18 protein-coding genes, 1 tRNA gene and 1 pseudogene are annotated in these 25,226 nt (G+C 73.9%); 10 read left to right on the plus strand and 10 right to left on the minus strand.

From position 1 onward, the window contains the following. The first annotated feature begins 56 nt into the window (after positions 1 to 56). From N0B34_RS05845 to dnaE, 3 genes are read left to right on the plus strand one after another with little or no spacing between them, the layout of a single operon-like run. Positions 57 to 872, plus strand: coding sequence for a hypothetical protein (locus N0B34_RS05845; RefSeq protein ID WP_263730373.1), 816 nt, complete (start codon positions 57 to 59; stop codon positions 870 to 872). After that, complete coding sequence (locus N0B34_RS05850; protein ID WP_263730374.1) at positions 869 to 2,608, plus strand: DNA polymerase Y family protein; 1,740 nt, start codon at positions 869 to 871, stop codon at positions 2,606 to 2,608. The genes N0B34_RS05845 and N0B34_RS05850 overlap by 4 nt, the downstream gene beginning before the upstream one ends. Then, positions 2,601 to 6,038 carry a DNA polymerase III subunit alpha gene (gene dnaE / locus N0B34_RS05855; protein ID WP_263730375.1) on the plus strand — a complete coding sequence of 1,146 codons (3,438 nt, stop codon included), beginning with the start codon at positions 2,601 to 2,603 and terminating at the stop codon, positions 6,036 to 6,038. Before N0B34_RS05850 ends, dnaE begins: the two co-directional genes overlap by 8 nt. A gap of 66 nt (positions 6,039 to 6,104) precedes the next feature. On the opposite strand, the gene N0B34_RS05860 is transcribed toward dnaE, so the two are convergent. After that, on the minus strand, positions 6,105 to 7,352 hold the full coding sequence (locus tag N0B34_RS05860) for an AI-2E family transporter (RefSeq protein ID WP_263730376.1): 1,248 nt from the start codon (positions 7,350 to 7,352) through the stop codon (positions 6,105 to 6,107). 144 nt (positions 7,353 to 7,496) lie between these two features. Between N0B34_RS05860 and N0B34_RS05865 the strand changes: the two genes are divergently transcribed. Together N0B34_RS05865 and N0B34_RS05870 are read left to right on the plus strand one after the other, a co-directional pair. Continuing rightward, positions 7,497 to 7,580, plus strand: a tRNA-Leu gene (locus N0B34_RS05865). A gap of 228 nt (positions 7,581 to 7,808) precedes the next feature. Further along, positions 7,809 to 10,181 carry an alkaline phosphatase family protein gene (locus tag N0B34_RS05870; protein ID WP_263730377.1) on the plus strand — a complete coding sequence of 791 codons (2,373 nt, stop codon included), beginning with the start codon at positions 7,809 to 7,811 and terminating at the stop codon, positions 10,179 to 10,181. Positions 10,182 to 10,205: 24 nt separating this feature from the next. On the opposite strand, the gene N0B34_RS05875 is transcribed toward N0B34_RS05870, so the two are convergent. Next, positions 10,206 to 11,348, minus strand: a complete 1,143-nt coding sequence (locus N0B34_RS05875; protein WP_263730378.1) for an alpha/beta hydrolase — start codon at positions 11,346 to 11,348, stop codon at positions 10,206 to 10,208. Positions 11,349 to 11,714: 366 nt separating this feature from the next. Here N0B34_RS05875 and N0B34_RS05880 point away from each other — a divergent pair, with 366 nt between their 5' ends. After that, positions 11,715 to 13,349, plus strand: a complete 1,635-nt coding sequence (locus tag N0B34_RS05880) for a methyl-accepting chemotaxis protein (RefSeq protein WP_263730379.1) — start codon at positions 11,715 to 11,717, stop codon at positions 13,347 to 13,349. Between the two features lie 29 nt (positions 13,350 to 13,378). On the opposite strand, the gene lgt is transcribed toward N0B34_RS05880, so the two are convergent. From lgt to N0B34_RS05910, 6 genes and pseudogenes are all read right to left on the minus strand, one after another. Beyond that, positions 13,379 to 14,344: a prolipoprotein diacylglyceryl transferase gene (gene lgt / locus N0B34_RS05885; protein ID WP_263730380.1), complete on the minus strand. Its 966-nt coding sequence runs from the start codon at positions 14,342 to 14,344 to the stop codon at positions 13,379 to 13,381. An 87-nt stretch (positions 14,345 to 14,431) separates the two neighbouring features. Next, complete coding sequence (locus tag N0B34_RS05890) at positions 14,432 to 15,046, minus strand: polysaccharide deacetylase family protein (protein ID WP_263730381.1); 615 nt, start codon at positions 15,044 to 15,046, stop codon at positions 14,432 to 14,434. Between the two features lie 841 nt (positions 15,047 to 15,887). Beyond that, positions 15,888 to 16,235: pseudogene (locus tag N0B34_RS05895) on the minus strand (alpha/beta fold hydrolase); the annotation flags it as partial. Positions 16,236 to 16,320: 85 nt separating this feature from the next. Next, positions 16,321 to 17,244: a M10 family metallopeptidase domain-containing protein gene (locus N0B34_RS05900; RefSeq protein ID WP_263730382.1), complete on the minus strand. Its 924-nt coding sequence runs from the start codon at positions 17,242 to 17,244 to the stop codon at positions 16,321 to 16,323. Continuing rightward, positions 17,241 to 18,020, minus strand: a complete 780-nt coding sequence (locus tag N0B34_RS05905; protein WP_263730383.1) for a fructosamine kinase family protein — start codon at positions 18,018 to 18,020, stop codon at positions 17,241 to 17,243. Before N0B34_RS05905 ends, N0B34_RS05900 begins: the two co-directional genes overlap by 4 nt. Next, a complete protein-coding gene (locus N0B34_RS05910; protein WP_263730384.1) occupies positions 18,017 to 18,532 on the minus strand; it encodes an Lrp/AsnC family transcriptional regulator in 516 nt (171 codons plus the stop codon). Before N0B34_RS05910 ends, N0B34_RS05905 begins: the two co-directional genes overlap by 4 nt. A 138-nt stretch (positions 18,533 to 18,670) precedes the next feature. Here N0B34_RS05910 and ald point away from each other — a divergent pair, with 138 nt between their 5' ends. The 3 genes from ald to N0B34_RS05925 all read left to right on the plus strand — a co-directional run bounded on the left by ald (position 18,671) and on the right by N0B34_RS05925 (position 23,436). After that, entirely contained in the window at positions 18,671 to 19,798 is a 1,128-nt protein-coding gene (gene ald / locus N0B34_RS05915; protein WP_263730385.1) for an alanine dehydrogenase, read from the plus strand. 96 nt (positions 19,799 to 19,894) lie between these two features. Next, positions 19,895 to 21,991: a M3 family metallopeptidase gene (locus N0B34_RS05920; protein WP_263730386.1), complete on the plus strand. Its 2,097-nt coding sequence runs from the start codon at positions 19,895 to 19,897 to the stop codon at positions 21,989 to 21,991. Positions 21,992 to 22,086: 95 nt separating this feature from the next. Next, complete coding sequence (locus N0B34_RS05925) at positions 22,087 to 23,436, plus strand: M20/M25/M40 family metallo-hydrolase (RefSeq protein WP_263730387.1); 1,350 nt, start codon at positions 22,087 to 22,089, stop codon at positions 23,434 to 23,436. Between the two features lie 46 nt (positions 23,437 to 23,482). On the opposite strand, the gene N0B34_RS05930 is transcribed toward N0B34_RS05925, so the two are convergent. Next, positions 23,483 to 23,728, minus strand: a complete 246-nt coding sequence (locus tag N0B34_RS05930; protein WP_263730388.1) for a DUF5703 family protein — start codon at positions 23,726 to 23,728, stop codon at positions 23,483 to 23,485. A 117-nt stretch (positions 23,729 to 23,845) separates the two neighbouring features. Between N0B34_RS05930 and N0B34_RS05935 the strand changes: the two genes are divergently transcribed. Then, positions 23,846 to 24,151: a primosomal protein gene (locus N0B34_RS05935; RefSeq protein WP_263730389.1), complete on the plus strand. Its 306-nt coding sequence runs from the start codon at positions 23,846 to 23,848 to the stop codon at positions 24,149 to 24,151. Positions 24,152 to 24,189: 38 nt separating this feature from the next. On the opposite strand, the gene N0B34_RS05940 is transcribed toward N0B34_RS05935, so the two are convergent. Then, a complete protein-coding gene (locus N0B34_RS05940; protein WP_263730390.1) occupies positions 24,190 to 25,158 on the minus strand; it encodes an aldo/keto reductase in 969 nt (322 codons plus the stop codon). Positions 25,159 to 25,226: the final 68 nt, after the last annotated feature.

Raw genomic sequence — 25,226 nt, forward strand, 5'->3', positions numbered from 1 at the left:
GTTCGAACGCATGACCGGCTGCAGCGCTGCACGCGGTCGGGAGGAGGAATTCTGACATGCCAGTCGCCCTGGATCGCGAGGAGCGGGCGGCTCGGGCCCGCGCCGCGCTGGCGAGGGCGGAGCTCCGCACCGGTGCACGCAGCGTGCTCGGCATCGGTGGCGGCGTCGTCGGCGGGGTCGCGGCCGACGACGAGGGCCGTCCCGTGCAGCCGACGGCCTCGCTGCTCACCAGCGAGCGGCCACCGATGGACGTTCCTGCAGAGCTGGCGCCGGTGCTCCCCGGCGGCCTGCGCCGCGGCGACACCACGGTGGTGACGGGGTCGACCTCCCTGGTGCTGACGATGCTGGCGCACGCCTGCCGGCACGGGGCGTGGGCGGCTGCGGTGGGACGGCCGGACCTGGGGCTGCTCGCTGCCGCGCAGGCGGGGGTGGACCTCGCGCGTCTCGCGATGGTGCCGGACCCGGGAGCACAGGCGGCGACGGTGGTGGCAGCGCTGCTCGACGGGATCGACGTGGTGGTCGTAGGAGCGGCGGCGGTGCTCACCGACACCGAGCGGCGGCAGCTGTCCGCTCGCGCCCGGGAGCGCGGCACCGTGCTGCTGCCCACCTGTGCCTGGCCGGGTGCGAGCACCGTGCTCTCCGTGCGCGAGCTCGGCTGGACGGGTGTCGGGGCCGGCGAGGGTCGGCTGCGCTCGCACCGGCTGCGGGTGCAGCGCTCCGGACGTGGTGGGGCCGCGGTGCCGCGCTCGCTTGACGTGGTGCTGCCGCTGGGCGCGCCCGATCCGGACGGGCCGGTGCCGGTGCGCAGCCCGGCCCTGGTTCCTGCGGGTGCCGGCACCGAGGAGCGGACCGACCTGAGGCTGGTCGGATGAGCACCCGGACGACGGTCGTGTGGGTGCCGGACTGGCCGGTGGTGGCAGCCGCCGCGGTCGCGCAGGTGCCCGGGCACGTGCCCGTCGCCGTGCACGACGGGCGGGCGGTGACCGCCGTGTCCGCACTGGCACGTGAGGAGGGTGTGCGACGCGGCATGCGTCGTCGCCAGGCGCAGGGATGCTGCCCCGAGCTGGTGCTGCTGCCCGCGGACGACGCGCGTGACGTGCGGCTGTTCGAGCCCGTGGCCGCAGCGGCGCAGACCGTGGTCGCCGGCGTCGAGGTGGCCCGGCCGGGACTGCTGCTGCTGCCGGCCGGTGGGGCCAGCCGCTACCACGGCTCGGAGGACGTGCTGGCGGCCCGGCTGGTCGACGCCGTGGCGGCTGCCACCGGGTACGAGTGCGGCGTCGGCACCGCCGACGGGCTGCTCGCCGCCGTGCTCGCCGCCCGCACCGGGGCCGTGGTGGAGCCCGGTGCCTCGCCGGTGTTCCTCGCGGCGCACGGGGTGGGTGAGCTGGTGCACGCCGCCGTCACCGACGAGCAGGCGGCTGCGGTCGGCGAGCTGGTGGACCTGCTGCACCGGTTGGGGCTGCGCACGCTCGGTGAGCTGGCGGCGTTGCCCGCGGCGGCGGTGCACGCGCGGTTCGGCCGGCTCGGCAGCTGGGCGCACCTGCTGGCACGAGGCTCGGACGAGCGACCGCCGGTGCGGCACCGGCCCGAGCCGGACCTCGAGGTCAGCGCCGAGCTGGACCCCCCGCTGCACCGGGTGGACGCGGCGGCGTTCGCCGGCCGACGGCTGGCGGAGCAGCTGCACGAGGACCTGGTCAGGCGTGGCGTCAGCTGCGGACGGCTGCAGATCGCCGCACGCACCGACGAGGGTGTCGACCTGGTGCGGACCTGGCGCACCGATCTCGGCGGATGGGGCGGGCTGACGCCGGCGCGCATCACCGACCGGGTGCGCTGGCAGCTGGACGGCTGGCTGACCGCCACCGCCGTCGCGACAGCACGTGACCACGCCCGGGACCGGTACCGCGGCCGGCCGGGCACGGTGCTCGACGGCCTCGCTGAGCCTGGCAGCCAGGTGCACGGGCGGTCATGGTCGGACAGGCGGCGCGACGACGAACCGGCGCCGGACCTGCCAGGGACGGACGACGACCGACCCGTGGGTCTGGTCCGGCTGACCCTCACCGCGCTGGACGTCGCCGCTGCCGGTGCCGAGCAGGGGCGGCTGTGGGGTGGTCCCTCCGGCGGCGACCTGCGCGCTCACCGGGCGCTGGACCGGGCGCAGTCCCTGGTGGGCGGCAGCGGGGTGCTCACGGGGGTGCTGCAGGGCGGCCGGGACGTGCGGGAGCAGGTCTACCTGCAGCCCTGGGGCGAGCACACCGTCCCGCACCGGGCAGCGGACCTGCCGTGGCCGGGCAGGTTGCCCGAGCCGGCTCCGGCCAGCGTGCCGGCGGAGCCGGTGCCCGTGCGGCTCGCCGACCCTGCCGGTCTGGAGGTGCGGATAGACGACCGGGCCCGGATGAGCGGGCCACCCGCTCGGGTGCACTGGCCGACCGACGGCGCCGGGACGGTGGTCGGCTGGGCGGGGCCGTGGATGCTCACCGAGCGGTGGTGGCAGCACCCGGACCGTCCTGCGCAGGTGCGCGTCCACCTGCAGGTGACGCTCGACGACGGCCGGGCGCTGCTCCTCGCCGGTGCGGGGGACGGCTGGGTGTGCGAGGCGACGTATGACTGAGCGGTACGCCGAGCTGCACGCCCACTCGGCGTTCAGCTTCCTGGACGGCGCCAGCCAGCCGGAGGAGCTGGCCGCCGAGGCGGCCCGGCTCGGGCTGACCGCGCTGGCGCTCACCGACCACGACGGCCTGTACGGCGTGGTGCGGTTCTCCCAGGCGGCCCGCGCCGTCGGGCTGCCGACCGTGTTCGGCGCCGAGCTGCACCTGCCGGCACCGGACGGTCGCCGCCACCCGCGCGAGCGCACCCGTGCCACCCCCGGCCGACCGGTGCTCGACCCGCCGACCGGTGTGCCGGACCCCCGATCCACCCATCTGCTGGTGCTCGCCCGGGGTCCGGGCGGCTACCGGGCGCTGTCCCGGGCGATCGCCGAGGCGCACCTGCGCACCGGGGTCAAGGGTGCCGCCGACCACCGGCTCGAGGAGCTGGCGGCCGTGGCGGACGGGCAGTGGCTGGTGCTCACCGGCTGTCGCAAGGGTGCGGTACGGCGGGCCCTGTCCGGAGGAGACCCGTCCGGGGTGACCGGGGTGGCGCCGGGGGGACCGGCGGCGGCCCGTGCCGAGCTCGACCGGCTGGTGGCGCTGTTCGGACGTGACAACGTCGCTGTCGAGGTCACCGCGGCCCACGACGCGTACGACGACGACCGCGCCGACGCCCTGGCGGGGCTCGCGGCCGACGCCGGCCTGCCGCTGGTCGCCACCGGCGGGGTGCACTACGCCGCACCGCGCGACGGTGACCTCGCCGCCGCACTGGCCGCGGTGCGGGCGCGCTCGTCGCTGGACGACCTGGACGGCTGGCTGCCCGGTGCACCCGCCGCGTACCTGCGGTCCGCGGCAGAGATGGCCGTGCTGCACCGTCGGCACCCCGCCGCGGTGCCGACGGCCGCGGCACTGGCCGCCGAGTGCGCGTTCGACCTGTCCCTGGTCGCCCCGAAGCTGCCGCCGTACCCGGTGCCGCCCGGTCACACGGAGGCGAGCTGGCTGCGTGAGCTGGTGCGCCGCGGGGCCGCGGAGCTGTACGGGCCGCCCGAGGCGGAGCGGGTGCCGGGCGCCTACGCCCAGCTGGAGCACGAGCTGCGCGTGATCGAGGACCTCGGGTTCCCGGGCTACTTCCTCGTCGTCTACGAGCTGGTCGACTTCTGCCACCGCAACGGGATCCTCGCGCAGGGCAGAGGGTCGGCCGCCAACTCCGCGGTCTGCTACGCGCTGCGGATCACCGCCGTGGACGCGGTGCGGCACGGGCTGCTGTTCGAGCGGTTCCTTGCTCCCGAGCGGGACGGTCCGCCGGACATCGACGTGGACATCGAGTCGGCGCGTCGTGAGGAGGTGATCCAGCACGTCTACGCCATGCACGGGCGCACGCACGCCGCCCAGGTGGCCAACGTCATCTCCTACCGGCCGCGCTCGGCGGTGCGTGACGCGGCCCGCGCGCTGGGGTACGACGTCGGTCAGCAGGACGCCTGGAGCACGTCGATCGAACGCTGGGGGAGCCTGCGCGGACCGCAGGCGCCGAGCCCGTGGTGGACCCTGTCGCGGTCGCAGCCGGTGGCGGCCGAGGCGGTCGCCGGGACGGTGACGGCGGACGGCCACGACGTGGTCCCGGCGCAGCGGCCACCGTCGGCCGCGGAGCAGGAGGAGATCCCCGACCAGGTGATCGACCTGGCCGAGCGGTTCCTGCGACTGCCCCGGCACCTCGGCATCCACTCGGGCGGCATGGTGATGTGCGACCGCCCGGTGATCGAGGTGTGCCCCGTGGAGTGGGCGCGGATGGAGGGGCGCACCGTGCTGCAGTGGGACAAGGAGGACTGTGCGGACGCCGGTCTGGTGAAGTTCGACCTGCTCGGCCTGGGGATGCTGACCGCCCTGCGGCTGGCGTTCACCCAGGTGCGGGTGCACGAGGGGGTCGAGCTCGACCTGCACGGGCTGCCGCACGAGGACCCGGGCGTGTACCGCCTGCTGTCCGCAGCGGACACCGTCGGGGTGTTCCAGGTGGAGTCCCGGGCCCAGATGGCCACGCTGCCGCGGCTGGCGCCGAAGAGCTTCTACGACATCGTCGTCGAGGTCGCCCTGATCCGCCCCGGACCCATCCAGGGCGGGTCGGTGCATCCCTACATCGAACGAGCCCGCGGCCGGCAGAAGGTCGACTACCTGCACCCGCTGCTGGAACCGGCGCTGGCCAAGACGCTGGGCGTGCCGCTGTTCCAGGAGCAGCTGATGCAGATGGCCATCGACGCCGCCGGCTTCAGCGCTGCGGAGGCGGACCAGCTGCGGCGCGCGATGGGGTCGAAGCGGTCGATGGAGCGGATGGAGGCGCTGCACGCCCGGCTGCTGGACGGCATGGCCGAACGAGGGATCGACCGCGGGACGGGTGAGCAGATCTTCGACAAGCTCAAGGCCTTCGCCGACTTCGGCTTCCCGGAGTCGCACGCGTACTCGTTCGCCTTCCTGGTGTACGCCAGCGCGTGGCTGAAGATGTACCACCCGGCCGCGTTCTACGCGGGTCTCCTCGCGGCGCAGCCGATGGGCTTCTACTCACCGCAGAGCCTGGTGGCGGACGCGCGCCGGCACGGCCTGCAGGTGCTGCGGCCGGACGTGCAGGCATCGGCCGCGCTCGCCGTGGTGGAACGGATCGGACCCACGCCTGCCGAGGGTGAGCCGCCGCTGGTGCCGCGGCCGAGCGGCACCGACGCGATGGCGCCCGTGGGGGAGCGGATCGGTGCCGACCGCTCGTTGGCCGTCCGCCTCGGCCTGGCGTCCGTGCGGTCGGTCGGTACCGAGGTGGCCGAGGCGCTGGTCGCCGAGCGGTCGGCGAACGGTCCGTTCGCCGACCTGCGCGACCTGGTCCGTCGGGTCCGGCTCAGCACCGCCCAGCTGGAGGCGCTGGCGACCGCGGGCGCCCTCGAGAGTCTCGGGACCACCCGTCGGGAGGGGCTCTGGGCGGCCGGCGCGCTGGCCCAGGAGGGCCCGGACACCCTGCCCGGGGTCAGCGTGGGCGTGACGGCGCCGATGCTGCCCGGGCTGGAGGCGGTCGAGGTGGCGACCGCCGACGTGTGGGCCACCGGCGTCTCGGTGGACTCGTACCCGACGCAGTTCGTCCGTGAGGGCCTGGACGCGGCCGGGGTGCTGCGGGTGGAGCAGGTGTACCGCGACCCGGTGCCGACGGGACGCGTGGCGGTCGCCGGCGTGGTGACCCACCGGCAGCGGCCGGGCACCGCGGGCGGGGTGACGTTCCTGTCTCTGGAGGACGAGACCGGGCTGCTCAACGTCATCTGCTCGGCGGGGCTGTGGCAGCGGTTCCGCCGTGCCGCGAGGACGTCGAAGGCGCTCGTCGTGCGCGGTCGGCTGGAGCGGGCCGACGAGGCGACCAACCTGGTCGCGGAGCACCTGAGCCCCCTGTCGCTACGGGTGCGAACGGCGTCCCGGGACTTCCGGTGAGCGGGCGCCGGCGGTGCGGTCACCACCATCGTCGGCTCGGTGCAGGGCAGCCGCCGACCCGTGGTGCTACTGCTCCTTGATCGCCTCGTCGTCGTCGATGTGCTCCGCCTGCTCCACCGGATGCGCCTCGGCCTCGGCCTCCGCCTCGTCGACCATCGGCGGGTCCATCGTGCGCAGCTTGCTGAACACCGCCCAGCTCACCGCCACGAGCGGCACGGCGATCACGGCACCGAGGATGCCGGCCGACAGCGTGCCGGTCGCGACGGCGATCGCGACCGCCACCGGGTGCAGCGACACCTGCTTGCCCATCACCAGCGGCTGGAGCACGTGGCCCTCGAACTGACCGATGCCGGCGATGCCCAGGCCGACGATGCCGGCCTGGATGGGACCGAGCGCAGCCAGCGCGACGATCATCGCCACCGCCATGGCCGTCGGCGCCCCGATCAGCGGGATGAACGCGCCCATCAGCACCAGCACGGCCAGGGGCGCCGCGAGCGGCACCTGCACCACGGTCAGCAGGATGAAGGCGAGCAGCCCGTCCACCAGGGCGATGATCACGGTGCCCCGGGTGTACCCCGAGAAGGTGTACCAGCCGGCCCCGCCGGCGGTCTGCCAGCTCTCGCGCACCCGGGCCGGCAGCTGGTTGAGGAACCAGGTCCACATGTCCGTGCCGCGCGCCAGGAAGAAGATCGAGCAGAAGATCGCCAGGGCCAGCGCGGTGAACACCTCGACCACCGACGTGGCGCTGGCCGCCGCCTGCCCCGCCAGCTGTCCGGCGTGGTCCTGCACCCACTTGACCCCTTGGTCGATCCACGCCGCGGTCTGCGCGTTGGTGACCTGGAACGGCAGCCGGCCGCTCTGCAGGAAGTCGATGATCTGCTGGATGCCGGTGCCGAACTGCTTCGACAGCTGCTGCCACTGGTTGGCGACGGAGTACACGACGTACGTCAGCATCCCGACGAACACCAGGATGCCCGTCAGCAGCGAGAGCGCCGTCGCCAGGCCGCGCGGCATGATGCGCGACATCGCGCTGACCAGCGGCCGCAGCACCGCGGTGAACACGAAGGCCAGGAACAGCGCGATGAACACGAGCTGCACCTTGGAGGTCGCGAAGAACACGACGGCGATGGCCGCGACGAGCACGAGCAGCCGCCACGACACCCCGGCGGCCTTCTGCAGCCAGCGCGGCGCGGTCTCGTCGTCACCCGTGACGTGCGGGTTGTGCCGGCCTCCCGCGACGCGCCGCGCAACGGGGTTGACCTGGGACGGCGCGATCCGCGGCCCTCGGTCGCCGGTGCTCGTGCTGTCCGTCATGAACCCCCCTGGAGGTGCGCCGACGCTCTGCGCGACCGGCGGCGATGCCGCAAGTCTGCACCGCCGGCCGGATGCGGGGGCGGCAGACGCTCCGTGCTATCTTTACCGCCGCACCCGGGCGCCGAGCGCTCGAGGTGTCCACCTGTCCGGGTGGCGGAATGGCAGACGCGCTAGCTTGAGGTGCTAGTGCCCGTATAGGGCGTGGGGGTTCAAGTCCCCCTCCGGACACTCGTTGAGACAGCGACCATCAAGGGCCTGAACCGCGCCACGTGCCGGTCCAGGCCCTTCGTGGTCTCCCGGTGAGCTCGGGGGCACGTCGCCCACCGCGCCGGCGGCCGTGCCGCCCGCGCGCCGCCAGGTGTTCACCTCCCGCCTGTTCACTTCTCCCCGTTTCGGTGCGACCGTGGGCGGCGTCGTGTGCAGTAACGGCCCCTCTTGCTGGATGAGGAGACACCTGTGACTCGCGTCTCGAAGCATCGGATCGTCTCGGCCGCCATGGCGGCGGCCGCTGGGCTGGCGCTCGTCGCGCCGGTCACCTCGGCGTCGGCGGCACCGCCCGCCCCGGCCGACGAGCGGCGCCCCGCCGTCGCGTCGGGCTGCGACCTGGGCAACGGCGTGAAGCACGTCGTGAGCCTGGTCTTCGACAACGTGCACCTGGCGCGGGACAACCCGGACGTCCCCTCGGACCTCGAGCAGATGCCGCACCTGATGGCCTTCCTGCAGGGCAACGGCACGCTGATGTCGAACGTGCACACCCCCCTGATCGCCCACACGGCCGACGACTCGTTGTCGATCTACACCGGTCTGTACGGGGACCGCCACGGGCAGCCGGTGACCAACTCGTACCGGACGTACAACCCGGACGGCAGCAGTGACCCGGCGGGCTCCTTCGCCTACTGGACCAGCCCCGTGTACGACACGGCTGCGACCCCGTCGCCGGGCCACGACACCACTCCGACGATGGTGTACTCCGACACCCCGGGCTCGACCGGCACCAGCCGGCAGACACCCGCCCCGTGGGCGGCGTTCACCAAGGCCGGCTGCTCCGTCGGCGACTTCTCGACGGCGAACATGGTCCTGGAGAACACCAAGCTGGACCTGCCGACGGTCTTCGGTGCCGGTTCGCCCGAGGTCGCGCAGTTCACCGCGAACCCCGACAGCTACAAGAACCAGGAGACGGCGGACTACGTCGGCGTCGCCCTGCACTGCGCAGCGGGCGACCGCCTGTGCGCGGACGCGACGGCCGTGAAGTACGGCCAGACGGCACCGTCCCCGAGCGCCGTCGCCGACTCGCTGCCGACCGAGCCCGGCGGGTACGCCGGCTTCAGCGCGCTGTTCGGCCACAAGTACGTGGCGCCGGTGCTCGGTGGGGGCACGGCGAACCTGACCAGCCACGGCTACCCCGTCACGGACTCGCAGGGCCGTCTGACCGACCTGGACGGCAACGCCCTGATCAACCAGTACTCCCACACGCCGGGGTTCCCCGGCTTCAACCCGACGGCCACCCAGTCGCTGGCCTACATGGCCGACATGCTCGAGGCGGGCGTCCCGGTCACCTACGGCTACATCTCGGACCTGCACGAGCGGAAGCCGGGGACCACCGGCTGCACCACCGCGACCGCGACGGCTGCCGGCAAGCCCGTCGGACCGGGTGACGCCTGCTACGTGGCCAACGCCAAGGCGTACGACGCGGCGTTCGCGAAGTTCTTCGACAGGCTGACCAAGGACGGCATCACCAAGGACAACACGCTGTTCCTGATCAGCTCGGAGGAGAACGACCAGTTCGCCGGCGCCAACGTGGGGCGCGCGACGGTCCCGACGCCCGCCGGGTGCGACGGCGTCACTGTCCCGTGCACGTACGCAGCGGGTCAGATCGGCGAGCTGCAGACCAACATCAAGGCCCTGCTCTCGACGACCGCCAGCGCCGGCACGCCGTTCCAGATCGAGCCGCAGGGTGCGTCGATCTACGTCGACGGCCGCCCGTCGCCCTCCGCGCCGGCCGTCCGGCAGCTGCAGCGGGACACCGCCGCGATGACGGCGGACAACCCGTACAGCGGTGCGACCGGTCAGAAGATCGTCACGTACCAGGCCGGCGCCGTGGAGCAGCGGATCCTGCACATGCAGACCGCCGACACGCTGCGCACGCCGACCTACTCGTTGTTCCCCGTGCCGGACTACTACTTCTCCACCTCCGGACCGGCGGTCAGCATCAACCCGAGCTACGCCTACGACCACGGCTACTACTCGCCGAACATCGACATCACGTGGGCCGGCCTGGTCGGGCCCGGCGTCGCGGCGAAGGGTCTGGACGGCCCGGCGCCGGCCGACGGCAACCAGGCGCACGACCCGAACTCCACCCGGACCGTGCCGGAGGCGAGCACGGTGGGCACCTGGGTCGAGGAGGTGGACCTGCGTCCCACCCTGATGTATCTCGCCGGCCTGCACGACGCCTACACCAGCGACGGCCGGGTGATCTCCGAGCTGCTCTCGCACCCGAGCCCGGCGCTCGTGGCGACGCAGGGGCTGGCGTCCGCCTACCACGCGATCAACTCGTCGGTCGGCCCGCTCGCCACCCTCACGCTGAAGGCGGACTCGGCCGCGCTGGCGAGCGGCTCCGCGACCGACGACGCCCGCTACCAGGCGACGGAGGCGGCGCTCAGCCGGATCCTGCGGGAGCGTGACGCACTGGCGACGCAGATGAAGGCGATCCTGGACGCGGCGGCGCGGGGGGACGACCGTGCCCGGGGGCCCGAGCCGGTGTTCGGCACGTCACGAAGCCTCACGGTCCGGGCGGACAACCTGCTGCGGGAGGCGGACCGGCTCGGCTGAGACGGTCCGGGCGGCGCGGCGGGTTCAGGCGGTCGGCTTGAACCCGTCGACCGTCGACCCGAGCCACGTCAGCGCCGTCGGCACCGCATCGGCCCACACGCTGATGCGGTGCCCGGCGCTGATGTCCACCTGGGACTGGATCGACAGCGGCGCGTGGGCGGCCTTCAGCATCGCCGCGCTGCTCGAGTAGGACAGCGAGTCCGCCTTGCTGGTCTGCAGCCACAGCGCCACCGGCGGGGGTGCCGTGGTGGCCAGCGACACGAGCTGGTACCGCTTCGCCGCGGGGTCGTTCGAGTGGAACGGGACGTAGCTGTTGCCGAAGATCGGCGCGAAGTACCCGCCGAGGATCACGCCGGCGCCGAAGACGTCCGGGTGCAGCATCGACGTCATCGCGGCGCACCAGCCGCCCGAGGAGAAGCCGAGCGTCGCCCAACCCGTGCGGTCGCGGGAGACCCGGAGCACGGAGGCGAGGTGCTGAGGCACGTCGTTCGCCAACCACGTCTCGACCTGGGGCTGGCCCGAACCGCCGTTGACGCACTCCGTGTCGGCTCCGGCCGGGAACTCGAGCTGCGGCGCGACGACGATGACGTCCGAGATCTTGTGCTGGCCCGAGAGCGAGTCGAGGGACGGCACGAGGTTGACCCCCTGCATCCACACGTCAGGCGCGCCCGGGTAGCCGTGGAACGCCATGACGACCGGGTACGTCTTGCGGGCGTTGGCCGGGTCCTCGTAGCCGACGGGCAGGCTGACCATCACCCGGCCGCTGAGGCCGCTGCGTGATCCGGTGAACGTGAACGTCTGGACGCGCTGCCCGGGCGAGGGCAGCGGCGGCAGGCTCGCGACCGGCACCGGGCTGCCGAGGCCGGGCCCCTTGGGCTTGTCCTGCAGGGCGGCCTCCGCACTCGTGCCGCCCGAGCTCTGCCGCACCGTCGACGTCCCGCCGGTCCCGAAGAGGTCGCCCCAGCTTGCGTACCACCCGTTCTGGTTGTTCATCACCACGGCGACGGACAGCAGCACGAGCGCGCTCACCCCCAGCTGCGCGAGCAGGCGGGTCAGGACGGTGGCGACGGTGCGTCGGCGCGCCGGCAGGCGGACGGCACCCCAGACGAGAGCGGCCACCGTCAGCACGAGGACAACCAGGAGGAACGGCAGACCAGTCAACGACATCAGCGAGTCCCGAGCAGGAAGGGCGTGAGGGCACGAGCGGCACGAGCGGCGGTCCGGACGGGCGACCTCCGGAAGGCTACGGGTCGGAGCCCGTCCCCGAGGCTCTCGCCGGCGCGCGCCGGGTGAGGACTCGGTGGACGCTCGGTGAAGTGCAGACGTCCAGGTCGGGCCGCCTCGCACGGCGAGACCTGTCGCCGCTGTGCGACGAAGGTCCTCGGACCGGCCGGTGACCAGGCGCTGCCCGGCGCGAGATCGGTCGGCGGCAGGGCAGCGCGGCGGCCGGACGACTCAGGGCCGACGCGCGTCGGCCGATCGAGTGGGTGATGCCGCCGCAGGGGAGGCCTCGAGCACCTGCAAGGGAGCACCATGTCGTCCACCGCGTCCGCGTCCTCGTCCCGTCTGCACGGCGCCCTGCGGTGGTGGACGGATCGCGGTGTCAGCACCCGCATCCTGACCGCCGTGCTGGTCGCCGCGCTGGTCGCGCTCGCGGTGGGCGTCGTGGGCATCGTCTCGATGGCGCGCAGCAACGCCGCGACGGCCGAGCTGTTCCAGAACCACGTCCAGGGCGTCGAGCAGGCCTCCACCCTTCGCCGCGCCATGGTGCAGATGCGCCTGGACGTCAGCAACCAGGCTCTGGCGCTGGGGGCGACGGAGAAGAAGGAGGACGAGCGGGCGGTCGCGGACGACGAGAAGGAGGCGACCGACGCCCTGGCGGCCCTGAAGGCCCTGGACCTGTCGAGCACCCAACGTGGGTACGTCGCCGACGTCGAGCAGCAGCTCGCCGCGTACGTCGCCGTCCGGGACGGCAAGCTCCTGCCGGCGGGCCGAGCCAACGACATCGCCACGTGGACCAACACGAGCAACGACCAGGCGACGGCGATCGTGATGGCGATGAACGCCGCGGTCACCAACCTGGTGGCGGACGAGAAGACCGCGGCGCAGGCGGCGACGGATGCCGTGGCGGCCGAGTACCGGACCAGTCGGCTGCTCATGCTCGGTGCGCTGGTGATCGGCCTGAGCGCTGCCATCGCCCTGGGGCTGTTCGTCGCCCGCGGGATCGTGCGCGGCCTCGGCCGGGTGAAGGCGGTGTGCACCGCGCTCGAGCGCGCCGACCTGACGGTGACGACGGGGCTGACCTCGCACGACGAGGTCGGGCGGATGGGTCATGCGCTGGACGCCGCGATCGCCACTCTGCGGATGACCGTCGGGACGATCGACGCGTCCTCCACCTCGCTGGCGAACGCGACGGAGCAGATGGCGGCGTCCGGCGAGCAGATCGGCTCCAGCGCCGACGAGACGGCGGCGCAGGCGGGCGTGGTCTCCGCGTCGGCCGGCGAGGTGTCGCGCAACGTGCAGGCGGTGGCAGCCGGGTCCGAGCAGATGGGTGCCTCGATCCTCGAGATCGCGCAGAACGCGACCGAGGCGGCGCGGGTGGCCGGCGAGGCGGTCGCGGCGGCTGCCGCGACCACGGAGACGGTGAGCCGGTTGGGCGACTCCTCCCGGGAGATCGGCAACGTGGTGAAGCTGATCACGTCGATCGCGGAGCAGACCAACCTGCTGGCCCTCAACGCGACCATCGAGGCGGCGCGCGCCGGTGAGGCCGGCAAGGGGTTCGCGGTCGTCGCCGGTGAGGTCAAGGACCTCGCCCGCGAGACGGCCAGGGCGACGGAGGACATCGCCCGTCGCGTGGAGGCGATCCAGGCGGACACCGACGGGGCGGTGACCGCGATCGAGGAGATCACCGCGGTGATCGGCGCGATCAACGACTACCAGACCACCATCGCCGCCGCCGTGGAGGAGCAGACCGCCACGACCAACGAGATGAACCGGGGCGTCACCAAGGCAGCCACCGGGGCTGAGGCGATCGCCGCCACGATCTCCGGCGTCGCCGACGCGGCCGAGCTGACGACGCAGAACGTCACGCAGGCTCAGCAGTCGGTGACGGACATCGCCCGCATGTCGGTGGAGCTGCGCGAGCTGGTCGGACGGTTCACCGTCTGACGTGCGCCTCTGATGCGCGGGGTGCCGGTTCAGGCTCCTGCCGTCGGCGCGCCGCCCGACGGCGGCTCGCCGGAAGGCGCCTTGCCGGAGGGGACCTCGTCGGACCGCACCTCCTCGGACCGCACCTCCTCGGACCGCACCTCCTCGGACGGCGCGCCGTCCGGCTCGGCCTCGCCCGTGGCGTCGTCGTCGCCTGCGCGGCCGTCCCCGGAACGCCACAGCAGCAGGAAGGCCACCGCACCGAGGAAGACGACCAGGCTGGTCCAGTCGTTCAGGCGCAGCCCCAGGAAGTGGTTCGCGTGGTCCACCCGCAGCGCCTCGACCCACGCGCGACCGACCGTGTAGGCCGCGACGTACAGCGCGAAGAGGCGCCCGCTGCGCAGCGTGAAGCGCCGGCCGGCCCAGACGAGCAGCACCGCGACGCCGACGTCCCACAGCGACTCGTACAGGAACGTCGGCTGGTAGGTCGCGACGTCGGGGGTGTCCGCCGGGCGGTGGGCCGGGTCGATCAGCAGTCCCCAGGGCAGCGTGGTCGGGCCGCCGAACAGCTCCTGGTTGAAGTAGTTGCCCCATCGGCCGATCGCCTGGGCCAGCACGAGCCCGGGAGCAACCGCATCGGCGAAGTCCGCGAGCCGGACCCCGTGCTTGCGGCACCCGATCCACGCGCCGACTGCGCCCAGCGCAACCGCGCCCCAGATGCCGAGCCCGCCGTCCCAGATGTACAGCGCCCGGATCGGCTGCCGCCCCGGCGCGAAGTACAGCTCGGGGTCGGTGATCACGTGGTAGAGCCGGCCGCCGACGATGCCGAACGGCACCGCCCAGAACACGATGTCGAGCACCTGCTCGGGGTCACGGCCCCGAGCCGCCCAACGTCGCTGGGTCCACAGCGTCGCGATGACGATGCCGAGCAGGATGCAGAGGGCGTAGGCCCTGATCGGCACGGGACCGAGGTACCAGACGCCCTGCGACGGGCTGGGGATGTACGTCGGTCGCATCGTTCCTCACCACGCTGAGCCTCGACCGTCGGGTCCGTCGGTCACCGGATGCTCGCACACCGACCTGCGAGCCCGAAACGCCGTCGGTCAGGGCAGCAGCGACCGGAGCGTGATGAAGGAGTAGCCGCGCTCGCGCAGCCCCTCGATCACGGAGCCGAGTGCTGCGGCGTCGAGGGTGCTGCCGTCGTCCGGGTTGGCACCGACGTGCATCAGGACGATCTCGCCTGGCTGCGCCGCGTCGAGCACCCGGGCCCGCACCGACTCCACCGACTGCCCACCGCTCGTGCCCTTCCAGCCCAGCGTGTCCACCGTCCAGCGGAACGGGACGTACCCGGCGTCGTTGACCACGTGGATGTCCTCCGCGGTCCGGGCGCCGTACGGGAAGCGGAACAGCGGCTTGGCGGCGTGCCCGGTCGCGGCACGGATCGACGCCTCCGCGGCCGCGAGCTGACGCTGGATCTCCACGGTCGTGGTCTGCGTGAAGTCCGGGTGCGAGTCGCTGTGGTTCCCGACGGGGTAGCCGGCGGCGCTGACGGCCCGGACGTCCGCCGGGTAGCGCCGGGCGAACTGACCGGTGACGAAGAACGTGGCCGGCACGTCGTAGCGGGCCAGCGTCGCCAGCACGGAGGCGACCCCCGCGTTCGACGATCCGGCGTCGAACGTCAGCGCCACCACGTTCCGGTCGGTGGCGACGCGGCTCACGTCCACACCGCGCCAGGCGGCGGGGACACCGGTCGGAGGCGCCGGGGGAGGGACGGTGGGCGACGCGGGGGGCTGCGGCGGCGGAGCAGGGGGAGCGGGAGGCGAGGGCGACGGCGGGACGGGTGTCGGGGACGCCGGCGGCGAGCTGGCGGTCGCTGTCGGCGTCCCTGGTCCGGCGCTCGGGGCGGGTGTCGCGGAGGCGGTCGGCGCCGGGGTTCCGGTCGGAGCCTGCGAGGGCGCCGTCGACGTCGTGCAGCCGGCCCCCAGCAGCACCGTCAGCACCAGCCCGACCAGGGGGAGCCTTCGGCCGCGCCCGCGGGAGGGACCGGCGCCGACGACGCCGGCATCGGCAGACAGGACGACCGTGTCGACGCCCATGACGACCTCCACGTCCAGGGTGTCGCGACCGGCGTGCGCAGTCCAGGGACCTCCGGCCGGTCGCGCGTCGCCGGCTCGACCACGGCGACCCGACGTGGCCGCTCAGAGCAGGACCGGGACCTCGTGGTGACGCAGCTCGGCGATCGCCTCGAACAGCGCGCGGTTGAACGCCGCCGGGGCGTGGCTGTTGACGTCGTGCCCGGCGCCGGGCCCGACCGTCAGGCGGGTGGCGGGACGGGCGCGCAGGGAGCGGCGCTCCGTCGAGCCGCAGGGGGTCGCGGGCGCCGTTGACCAGCCAGACGGGCAGCGTCAGCCGTCGCAGGTCGGCCAGGGGCGAGTAGCCCGCGACCGCGGTCAGCATCTCCGTCACCACGTGCCACGACTCCCCGCCGACGCTCAGCAGCCGGTTGGCGTGGTGCGCCAGCCGCCGGTAGGCCCCGATGGGCTTGCCGCGCAGCTCCGTCGAGCACCCGGCGAGCACCACACCGGCCAGCCGGTGCTCGTGACGACCGGCGTAGGCGAGGGACGTGTACCCGCCCAGCGAGAGCCCGACCAGGAGCGGCGGGGTGAGGCAGGCGGCGACGGCCTCGTCGATCGCCTGGATCGCACCCTCGAGGGTGAACCGCTCGCCCCGGCGTGTCCCGTGCCCGGGGAGGTCGACGGCGACCGTGTGGTGGCCGCGTGCGCGGAGCGCGGCGACCTGGGGGTCCCAGATGGTCGAGGACGTGCGGGTGCCGTGCACGAGCACGATGGGGTGCGAGATGACGTCTCCTGCGAGGTCAGGCGGCGCCGGGGCGGTCCCGGCGGTCACGCTCGGCGGTGAGCGTTCCGTCCACGGTACGTGCGGAACCTGGGAACCACCTTGGGAGGGTGGCTCGGCTCACAGGTGCCCTTGGTCACAGTCCCGGCACGCACGGCCCCGTGCCGAGCCGCGCCAGCCCGGCACGGTCGCCGTCGGCGAGGGAGGTGACGTTCACCGCCGCCGTGGGGTTCATCAGCTGGGTCGGGTCGTTCACGTGCCCCAGCCCCACGAGGTGGGCGAGCTCGTGCGTCACGACGCCCTGGGCGAGCGCGGTGCCGTTCGCTGAGCCGAGCAGCTGGGCGATCGCGGGTCCGTCGAGGACCACGATGCCGCTGACGTAGTGCGCCGTCCCGTGCAGCGTCACGGAGGAGGAGCCGGCGCTCCCGGCGACGTCGCCGGCGAGCTCCGGGGTCTCCGCCGGGGTCGACCAGGCGATCAGGACAGGTGCCCAGCGGCGCCCGTAGCGCTCGGGCTGGTACACCGGCCGGTGCTGCGTGGGCGCCTCGGTGGTGGTGCCGTCCGCGACGAACTGCAGCCCGGTCGCCTCGGAGATGCGGGCCAGCCCGGTGGCGATCAGCACGTCGCCGCCGGCCGGTGCGCCGTCGGTGCGCACGACGTAGTGGAGGGGTCGGCACGGGTCGTAGGTGACGGGAGCGACCCCGTCGGCCTGCGTCTGCAGGAAGCTGTAGGGCCCGGTGGTGGGCGCGCCGAGCGGCGGGCTGCCCAGCGGCACGGCCGCCTCCTCCCGTCCGGGCGGGGGCGCGTTGCGGGCTGCGGCGGCGGAGCCGAGCCGTCCGCTCAGCCAGACGGTCGTCAGCGCGAGCAGCACCACCAGGACGGCGGCCAGGGACCGGCGACGGCGACGTGGCCGCGTGCCGAGCCGGGCGGCGAGAGCCTCGTCGAGCTGCGCGTCGCTCGACGCTCCGGTCCAGGCCGATGGCGTGGCCTCGAACGACGTGCTCGGCCCGTGCTGCTCGTCGTGCGGCCGGCGCTCGGGCCACCACGGCGGCTCGCTCATCGCTCCTCCGCCCATGGGCCGACGAGGTGGCACAGCTGCTCCCGGTAGCCACCGCCGAACAGCAGCGCGTGCACGCCGACCGGGTACAGCTGGTGCAGCCCCACACGGTGCTGCCAGCCGCGACGCAGCGGATGGACCTCCTGGTACGCCGCGAGCACCAGGTCGAGGTACGGCAGGCCGAACAGCGCCAGCATCGCCAGGTCGGTCTCCCGGTGACCGCCGTGCGCGGCGGGGTCGACCAGCGTCGCGCCCGCGGTGGTCCACACGACGTTGCCGGACCACAGGTCACCGTGCAGGCGGGCCGGGGTGTCGTCGTCGTCCAGCGCACCGCTGCGCAGCCGGCCGGCGACCCGTTCGAGGCCGTCGAGGGTCGCGGCGTCGACCGTCGACGAGCGGCGCAGCTCGGCCGCGAGCGGGAGGAGGCGACACTCCGCGAGGAAGGCGCCCCACGACGCGTGGCGGCCGGACGCCATGGGCAGCGGGTGCTCGAGCGGACCGAAGAACCCGTCCCCGGACCACCCCTCGGGCGGCACCCCGAACGCGTCCGCCCCGGCATCGTGCAGGAGGGCGAGGCCGTGCCCCAGGTCACGTGCCGCGCCCGGCGATGCCGGTGCGGGTTCCAGCCGCACGAGGTCGAGGTGGTCCTCGGCGACGTCGAGCACCTCCACCACCGGCACGGCGTCGGCCGCGCGCAACCACCGCAGTCCCGCCGCCTCGCAGGCGAAGAAGCCGCTCGGCGCGCCCGCACGTTCCTTGCGGTGCACCCGTGCGGTCATCGGGTGTCCGACGGAAGGTGCAGGTGCTCGAACACCAGGCTGGTCTGGGTGTGTGCGACCTCCTGGCGGGTGGACAGGTGCTCCACGACGAAGGTGCGCAGCGCCTGCGAGTCCGCCACGGCCACGTGCACGAGCACGTCGTCCGAACCGCCCAGCAGGTACACGTCCTGGACCTCCGGTCGTTCGGCCAGGGCACGCGCGAACCGGCCGAGCCGCGCCCGGGCGGCCGCCTGCAGCCGGACGGCGATGATCGCCTGCAGCCCGCGGCCCAGCGCCTGAGGGTCCACCTGCGCGGTGAAGCCGCGCAGCACACCGGCCTCCCGCAGGGATCGGACGCGTGCGTGGCACGTGGACGGCGCGATCCCGACGCGGGCGGCGAGGTCCTTGTTGGACTGCCGGCCGTCGCGCTCCAGCTCGTGCAGGATCGCCCTGTCGACGTCGTCCAGGACCGCCGAGGATTCGGTCGACGCCGACCTCCGCGCAGGGCCCGATGACGACGATCCGACCGACATGGCGCGAACCTACCGAAGATCCTGCGGTGGTGACGCGCCGGAAACACGTGAAGTTCACAATCGTGTGTGACGTGAACCACACGGTGCACGTCCGGCCGGGACCACCCGGCCGCAGCCCGGGCGACCAGGAGCACGTCGATGAAGGTGGGCATCCCCCGCGAGGTCAAGAACCGTGAGTACCGCGTCGCCGCCACCCCCGCAGGGGTGCACCGACTCGCCGCCGCGGGCCACGAGGTGCTCGTCGAGGCCGGCGCCGGCCTCGGGTCGGCGATCGACGACGAGCAGTACCGGGCGGCCGGCGCCACCGTCGTGCCGGACGCTGCCGCGGTGTGGACCCAGGCGGACGTCGTCTGCAAGGTGAAGGAGCCGGTGGAGTCCGAGTACGGGTACCTGCGGGACGACCTCGTCCTGTTCACGTACCTGCACCTCGCCGCCGACCGTCCTGCCACGGACGCGCTGCTCGCCGCCGGGACCACGTCGATCGCCTACGAGACCGTGCGCCTCGCCGACGGCTCGCTCCCCCTGCTCGCGCCGATGAGCGAGGTCGCCGGCCGGCTCGCCACCCAGGTGGGCGCCTACCACCTGATGCGGAACGAGGGCGGCCGCGGGGTGCTGCTCGGAGGCGTGCCGGGGGTGGACGGCGCCCGCGTGGTGGTGCTGGGCGGCGGGACCGTCGGCTTCCACGCGGCGACGATCGCGGTCGGCATGCGTGCGCAGGTCACCGTGCTGGACGTGTCCGTGCCGCGGCTGCGGCGCCTCGACGTCGAGCTCGGGGGCGCCGTGCGGACCGTGGCCTCCAGCGCGTGGGCGGTGGAGGAGGCGCTGCTCGAGGCGGACCTGGTGATCGGTGCCGTGCTGGTGCCGGGCGCGCGGGCCCCTCACCTCGTCAGCAACGAGCTGGTGTCGCGGATGCAGCGCGGGTCGGTGCTCGTGGACGTCGCGGTGGACCAGGGTGGGTGCTTCGAGGACACCCGCCCCACCACGCACGACGAGCCGACGTTCGCCGTGCACGGCTCCGTGTTCTACTGCGTCGCCAACATGCCGGGTGCCGTGCCGGTCACGTCGACGCGCGCGCTGACCAACGTGACCATGCCGTACCTCGGCGCCCTGGCCGACGACGGTTGGCGCGCCGCGCTCGCGGCGGACCCGGCGCTCGCGGCCGGCCTGACCACGCACGCGGGCCGCCTGTACAGCGAGCCCGTGGGCCTGGCGCACGGCTACCCGGTGGCCTCGCCCGCCGACGTCCTGCGGAGCACCACGGTCTAGGGCGTCGACGGACGGTCGAGGCAGCACGCACGGCGTCGGCGCCGGCCCGTCGCGGCCGGACCACGGTCCGTGTCGGCCTGCTGCGACGATGGCGTCGTGACCGACGCGCCCCGCCCCACCGCCCACGACGCCGTGCTGGACCCGGCCAACCCGTTCGCGTCGCCGTCGGCGCTGCCCTACGGCCTGCCGGACTACCGCGCCATCCGCGAGGAGCACTACCGGCCGGCCCTCCTGGCGGGCATGGCGCTGCAGCGCGCGGAGCTCGAGGCGATCGCGACGGACGAAGCACCTCCGTCGATCGAGAACACGGTCGTGGCCCTCGAGCGGTCGGGTCAGCTGCTCGACCGGGTGATGGCGGCGTTCGACAACCAGCTCGGGGCCGACTCGACGGAAGCCCTGGAAGAGCTCGAGGAGGAGGTGGCGCCGCTGCTGGCGGCGCACCACGACGCGATGCTCCTCGACCGACGGCTCTACGACCGGGTCCGGACGCTGGCGCAGCAGGTGAACGACGGCCGGCTCGCGGTCGAGCCGGACACGCAGTGGCTGCTGCACCGGCTCGACCTCGACTTCCGCCGGTCCGGAGTCGGACTGGGCGCCGCGGACCGGGAGCGGCTCCGGGCGCTCAACGAGAGGATCAGCGCCCTGGACGCCCGCTTCGGCCGCGAGCTGCTCGCCGCCTCCAACGGCGCCGCGGTGCTGGTGACCGACGAGGCCCAGCTGGCCGGTCTCGCGCCGGACGCGGTGGCCGCCGCCGCGGCCGCAGCGGAGCAGCGGGGGCACGCCGGTGCGTGGCTGCTCGAGCTCGTCCTGCCCACCGCCCAGCCCATGCTGGCGAGCCTGCACGACCGGACGCTGCGCGAACGCGTGCACCGTGCGGCGATGACGCGTGGGCTCGGTCCCGGGCACGACACGCGGCCGATCCTGCTGGAGCTGGCCCGCCTCCGTGCCGAGCGCGCGCGGCTCCTCGGCTACCTGCACCACGCGGACTACGTCGCGCAGGACGGGACGGCCACCACGTCGGAGGCGGTGACGGACCTGCTCACCGGCCTGGCGCCCGCCGCGGTGGCGAACGCGCGGCGGGAGGCGGACGACCTCGCGGCCGCGCTGGCGGCGGACGTGCCGGGCGCCACCTTCGAGGCGTGGGACTGGTCGTACTACGCGGAGGCGGTCCGGCGCCGCCGTCGGTCGCTGGACGAGTCCCTGCTGCGCCCGTACCTCGAGCTCGACCGCGTGCTGGTGGACGGCGTGTTCTGGGCGGCGAACCGGCTGTACGGGCTGACGTTCACGGAGCGGAGGGACCTCACCGGCTACCACCCCGATGTCCGCGTCTTCGAGGTGCTCGACGCCGGTGGAGACGGCATCGGCCTGTTCCTGGCGGACCCGTGGGCCCGGGCGAGCAAGCGCGGCGGCGCCTGGATGAACACCCTCGTCGACCAGTCCCGCCTGCTCGGCCAGCGTTGCGTCGTCGTCAACAACGCCAACATCCCCCGCCCCGCGCCGGGTCAGCCGGCCCTGCTGACCTGGGACCACGTGATCACGCTCTTCCACGAGTTCGGCCACGCGCTGCACGCCCTCGTGTCGGACGTCCACTACCCGTCCCAGTCCGGCACCGCCGTGCCGCGCGACTTCGTCGAGTACCCGTCGCAGGTCAACGAGATGTGGGCGTGGGACCCCTCCGTGCTCCGGCGGTTCGCCGTGCACCACGAGACCGGCGAGCCCATGCCGGCCCAGTGGCTCGACACGCTGCTCGAGGGTCGGCAGGACGGCGAGGGCTTCGCCACCACCGAGTACCTGGCCGCAGCACTGCTCGACCAGGCGTGGCACCGCCTGGCGCCCGACGACGTCCCGGCGGACCCGGCCGACGTCGAGGCGTTCGAGGCCGCCGCGTTGGACGCGGCCGGCGTCGCGCTGCCGACGGTGCCGCCGCGCTACCGCAGCTCCTACTTCAACCACGTGTTCGGGGGCGGCTACGCCGCCGGCTACTACTCCTACCTGTGGTCGGAGGTCCTGGACGCCGACACGGTCGCCTGGTTCACCGCGAACGGCGGTCTGCGGCGCGCCAACGGTGATCGTCTGCGCGCGGCCGTGCTGTCGCGCGGCGGGTCCGTCGACCCGATGCACGCGTTCCGGGAGATGGTCGGCCACGAGCCCCGGCTGGAACCCCTCCTGGCGCGCCGTGGCCTGAACCCCTGACCCTCTGACGGTCCCGCGGAGCCGTGTCGTCGCGCTGACCGGTGCCCGCAGGCGCACCCCGGGGCGATGTCGTGCGTCCCCGGTACCGTGACCTCATGCCCGATCCGACCGCCGGCGACGCCTCCACCACAGCCTCCGGGACCCCGGCGGAGGCCGAGGTCGCCCGGATCTGCGCGGAGCTGATCCGGATCGACACCTCCAACTACGGCGACTCGAGCGGACCGGGGGAGCGGCTGGCCGCCGAGTACGTCGTCGGCCTGCTGGAGGAGGTCGGGCTCGAGCCGGAGCTCTTCGAGAGCACGCCCGGCCGCGCCAACGTGGTGGTGCGACTCGAGGGGCGCGACCAGGACCGTCCCGCGCTGGTGCTGCACGGCCACACGGACGTGGTGCCGGCGCAGGCGGCCGACTGGTCCGTCGACCCGTTCGCGGGCGTCGAGGTCGACGGCGTGCTCTGGGGCCGTGGGGCCGTCGACATGAAGGACATGGACGCGATGGTCCTGGCGGTGGTGCGCCAGATGGTCAGCGAGGGTCGCCGGCCGGCCCGGGACGTCGTGCTCGCGATGTTCGCCGACGAGGAGGCGGGCGGCGTGCACGGCGCCCACTGGGCGGTGGACAACCGGCCCGAGCTGTTCGCCGGCGCCACCGAGGCGATCAGCGAGGTCGGCGGGTTCTCGGTCGAGGTCGGCGGCCACCGCGCCTATCTGCTCCAGACGGCCGAGAAGGGCCTGGCATGGCTCCAGCTCGTCGCCGAGGGGCGTGCCGGCCACGGCAGCCAGGTCAACCCGGACAACGCGGTGACCCACCTCGCGGCGGCGGTCGCCCGGATCGGCGCCTACCGCTGGCCGTACCAGCTGACCCCGACGGTCCGTCGGCTGCTGGAGGGTGTTGCGGACCTCACCGGCCTGCCGTTCGACCCGGAGGACGAGGCGGCCGTCGACGCCCTGGTCGCGGCGCTGGGCCCGGCCTCGCGGTTCGTCGGCGCGACCCTGCGCAGCACCACCAACCCGACGCAGCTCGCCTCGGGCTACAAGGCGAACGTCATCCCCGGCTCGGCACGGGCGACGGTCGACGGTCGGTTCCTGCCCGCGCACGAGGCCGAGTTCGACGCCACGCTGCAGCAGCTCCTCGGTGAGCACGTCCGCATCGAGTCGCAGCACCGTGACATCGGCCCGGAGGCGCCCTTCGACACCGACCTCGTCGGCGCGATGACGGCCGCGGTCCAGGCCGAGGACCCGGGTGCGGTGGTCCTGCCCTACATGCTGTCGGCCGGCACGGACAACAAGTCGCTCGCCCGCCTGGGCATCCACGGCTACGGGTTCGCGCCCCTGCGGCTGCCTGCCGACCTCGACTTCCCGGCGATGTTCCACGGCGTCGACGAGCGTGTGCCGGTGGATGCCCTGCGCTTCGGCACTCGCGTGCTGGACCGCCTGCTGCAGACCTGCTGAGACCGCGCCCTCGACGGGCGTGGCCGCTCAGTCGTGGTCTGCGCGCTCAGTCGAGGTCGGCGCCGAGCGTGCTCTGCACCCGGATGATCTTGCGGCGCAGCAGCACGCGCCGCTCGCCGCCCACGTACATCCGGGTCCGCGCGAGCTCCCAGCGGCCGTACTCCGCCTCGTACGTCAGCATCCGTCGGGCGTCGTTCCCGTCGGTGGTCCGCGGGATCGTCAGGGTGCGGTACTCGTACTGGCCGCCTCGGGACAGGAAGTCGCCCCGGCCGGCCGTCGTTCGTTCGGCCACCCGCTCACCTCGTCTCTCGTCGCGTGGGTCGTACGGCGGTCGACCTCTGCCGGCGCTGCACCCGCGCAACGACCGGCGCGGTGCCATTGTGCCCTGCGCGGCGATACGGTCTACGGCATGACCGTCGACCCCCGCGCTGCGCTCGACCGGCTGATCGCCGCGCTCGAGGCCCACTACCACGCCGTGGAGAGCCGCCACGGCGAGGACGACCCGGCGGTCGACGACGCGTACGACGTCCTCGCCGACGCGTTCGAGGTCTACGACGACGCCCTCGGCACCGTCTTCGGGGAGGCGACCCCGTTCTACCTCGGCGAGGAGGAGGACGAGTCCGAGGAGGACGAGGACGACGACGACGCCGACGACGAGTCGGACGAGGACTGGTCAGCCGAGGACGAGGACGACGAGGCTCCCGTCTCCCGCTGACTCCGTGACGACGCGGCGGGACGTCAGCCGACCGGTCGCTAGCCGGCCGGTCGCTCGGGGTAGCCGACCGGCGGGGTGCTGACCTCGGTCAATGCCCGCACGATCTCGTCCGGCAGCGTCAGGTCGTCGGCAGCCAGGCACGCGCGCAGCTGTGCCGGCGTCCGCGCGCCGAGAACCGCGCACGCCAGTGCGGGACGCGTGCGCAGCCAGGCGAGCGCGACCTCAGCGGGGGAGCGCTGCAACCCGGTCGCCGCGGTCGCGGTCGCCTCGACGACGGCCGACGCCGGACGCGTGAGGTAGGGCTCGACGAAGCCCGCCAGGTGCGCGGACGCCGCGCGCGAGTCGGCGGGCACCGTCCGCCGGTACTTGCCGGTGAGGACGCCGCGTCCCAACGGTGACCAGGCGAGCAGTCCGGCGCCGAGAGCGGCGGCGGCCGGCACCACCTCGCGCTCGACGCCCCGCTGCAGCAGCGAGTACTCGGCCTGCAGCACCCCGAGGCCGACGTCGGGCTCGAGCAGCGTCGCCGCGCGGCCCACCTGCCAGCCGGCGTGGTTGGACAGGCCCACGTACCGAGCCCGTCCCGAGCTCACCGCGAGCCGGAGGGCCGAGCACGTCTCCTCCAGCGGGGTCCGGGGGTCGGGGTTCTGCACCAGCCAGACGTCGACGTGGTCCGTGCCCAGCCGCCGCAGCGACGCGTCCAGGCTGTCGAGCAGCGCGCCACGGGAGGCGTCCACCACCGAACCGTCGGGGGTGCGGCGGACACCCGCCTTGGTGCACAGCTGCACCTCGTCACGGGCGACCGCACCGCGCAGCAGGCTGCCGATCAGCTCCTCGGCGCCGCCGTCGGCGTAGGACGCAGAGGTGTCCAGGAGGGTGCCACCCGCCTCGACGAACTCCCGCAGCAGCTGGGCCGCGTCGTGCTCGTCGGTGTCCCGGCTCCAGGTCATCGTGCCGAGACCCAGCCACGACACGTGCAGGCCGGTACGTCCGACCCGGCGCTGCTCCATGACTGGTCACCCTAACCGCGGGGCGTCGGGGGCCCGGCACGCCGCGCAGGATATGGTGCGCCCCGTGG

Source organism: Cellulomonas sp. SG140 (genome assembly GCF_025770785.1).
Lineage (GTDB): Bacteria > Actinomycetota > Actinomycetes > Actinomycetales > Cellulomonadaceae > Cellulomonas.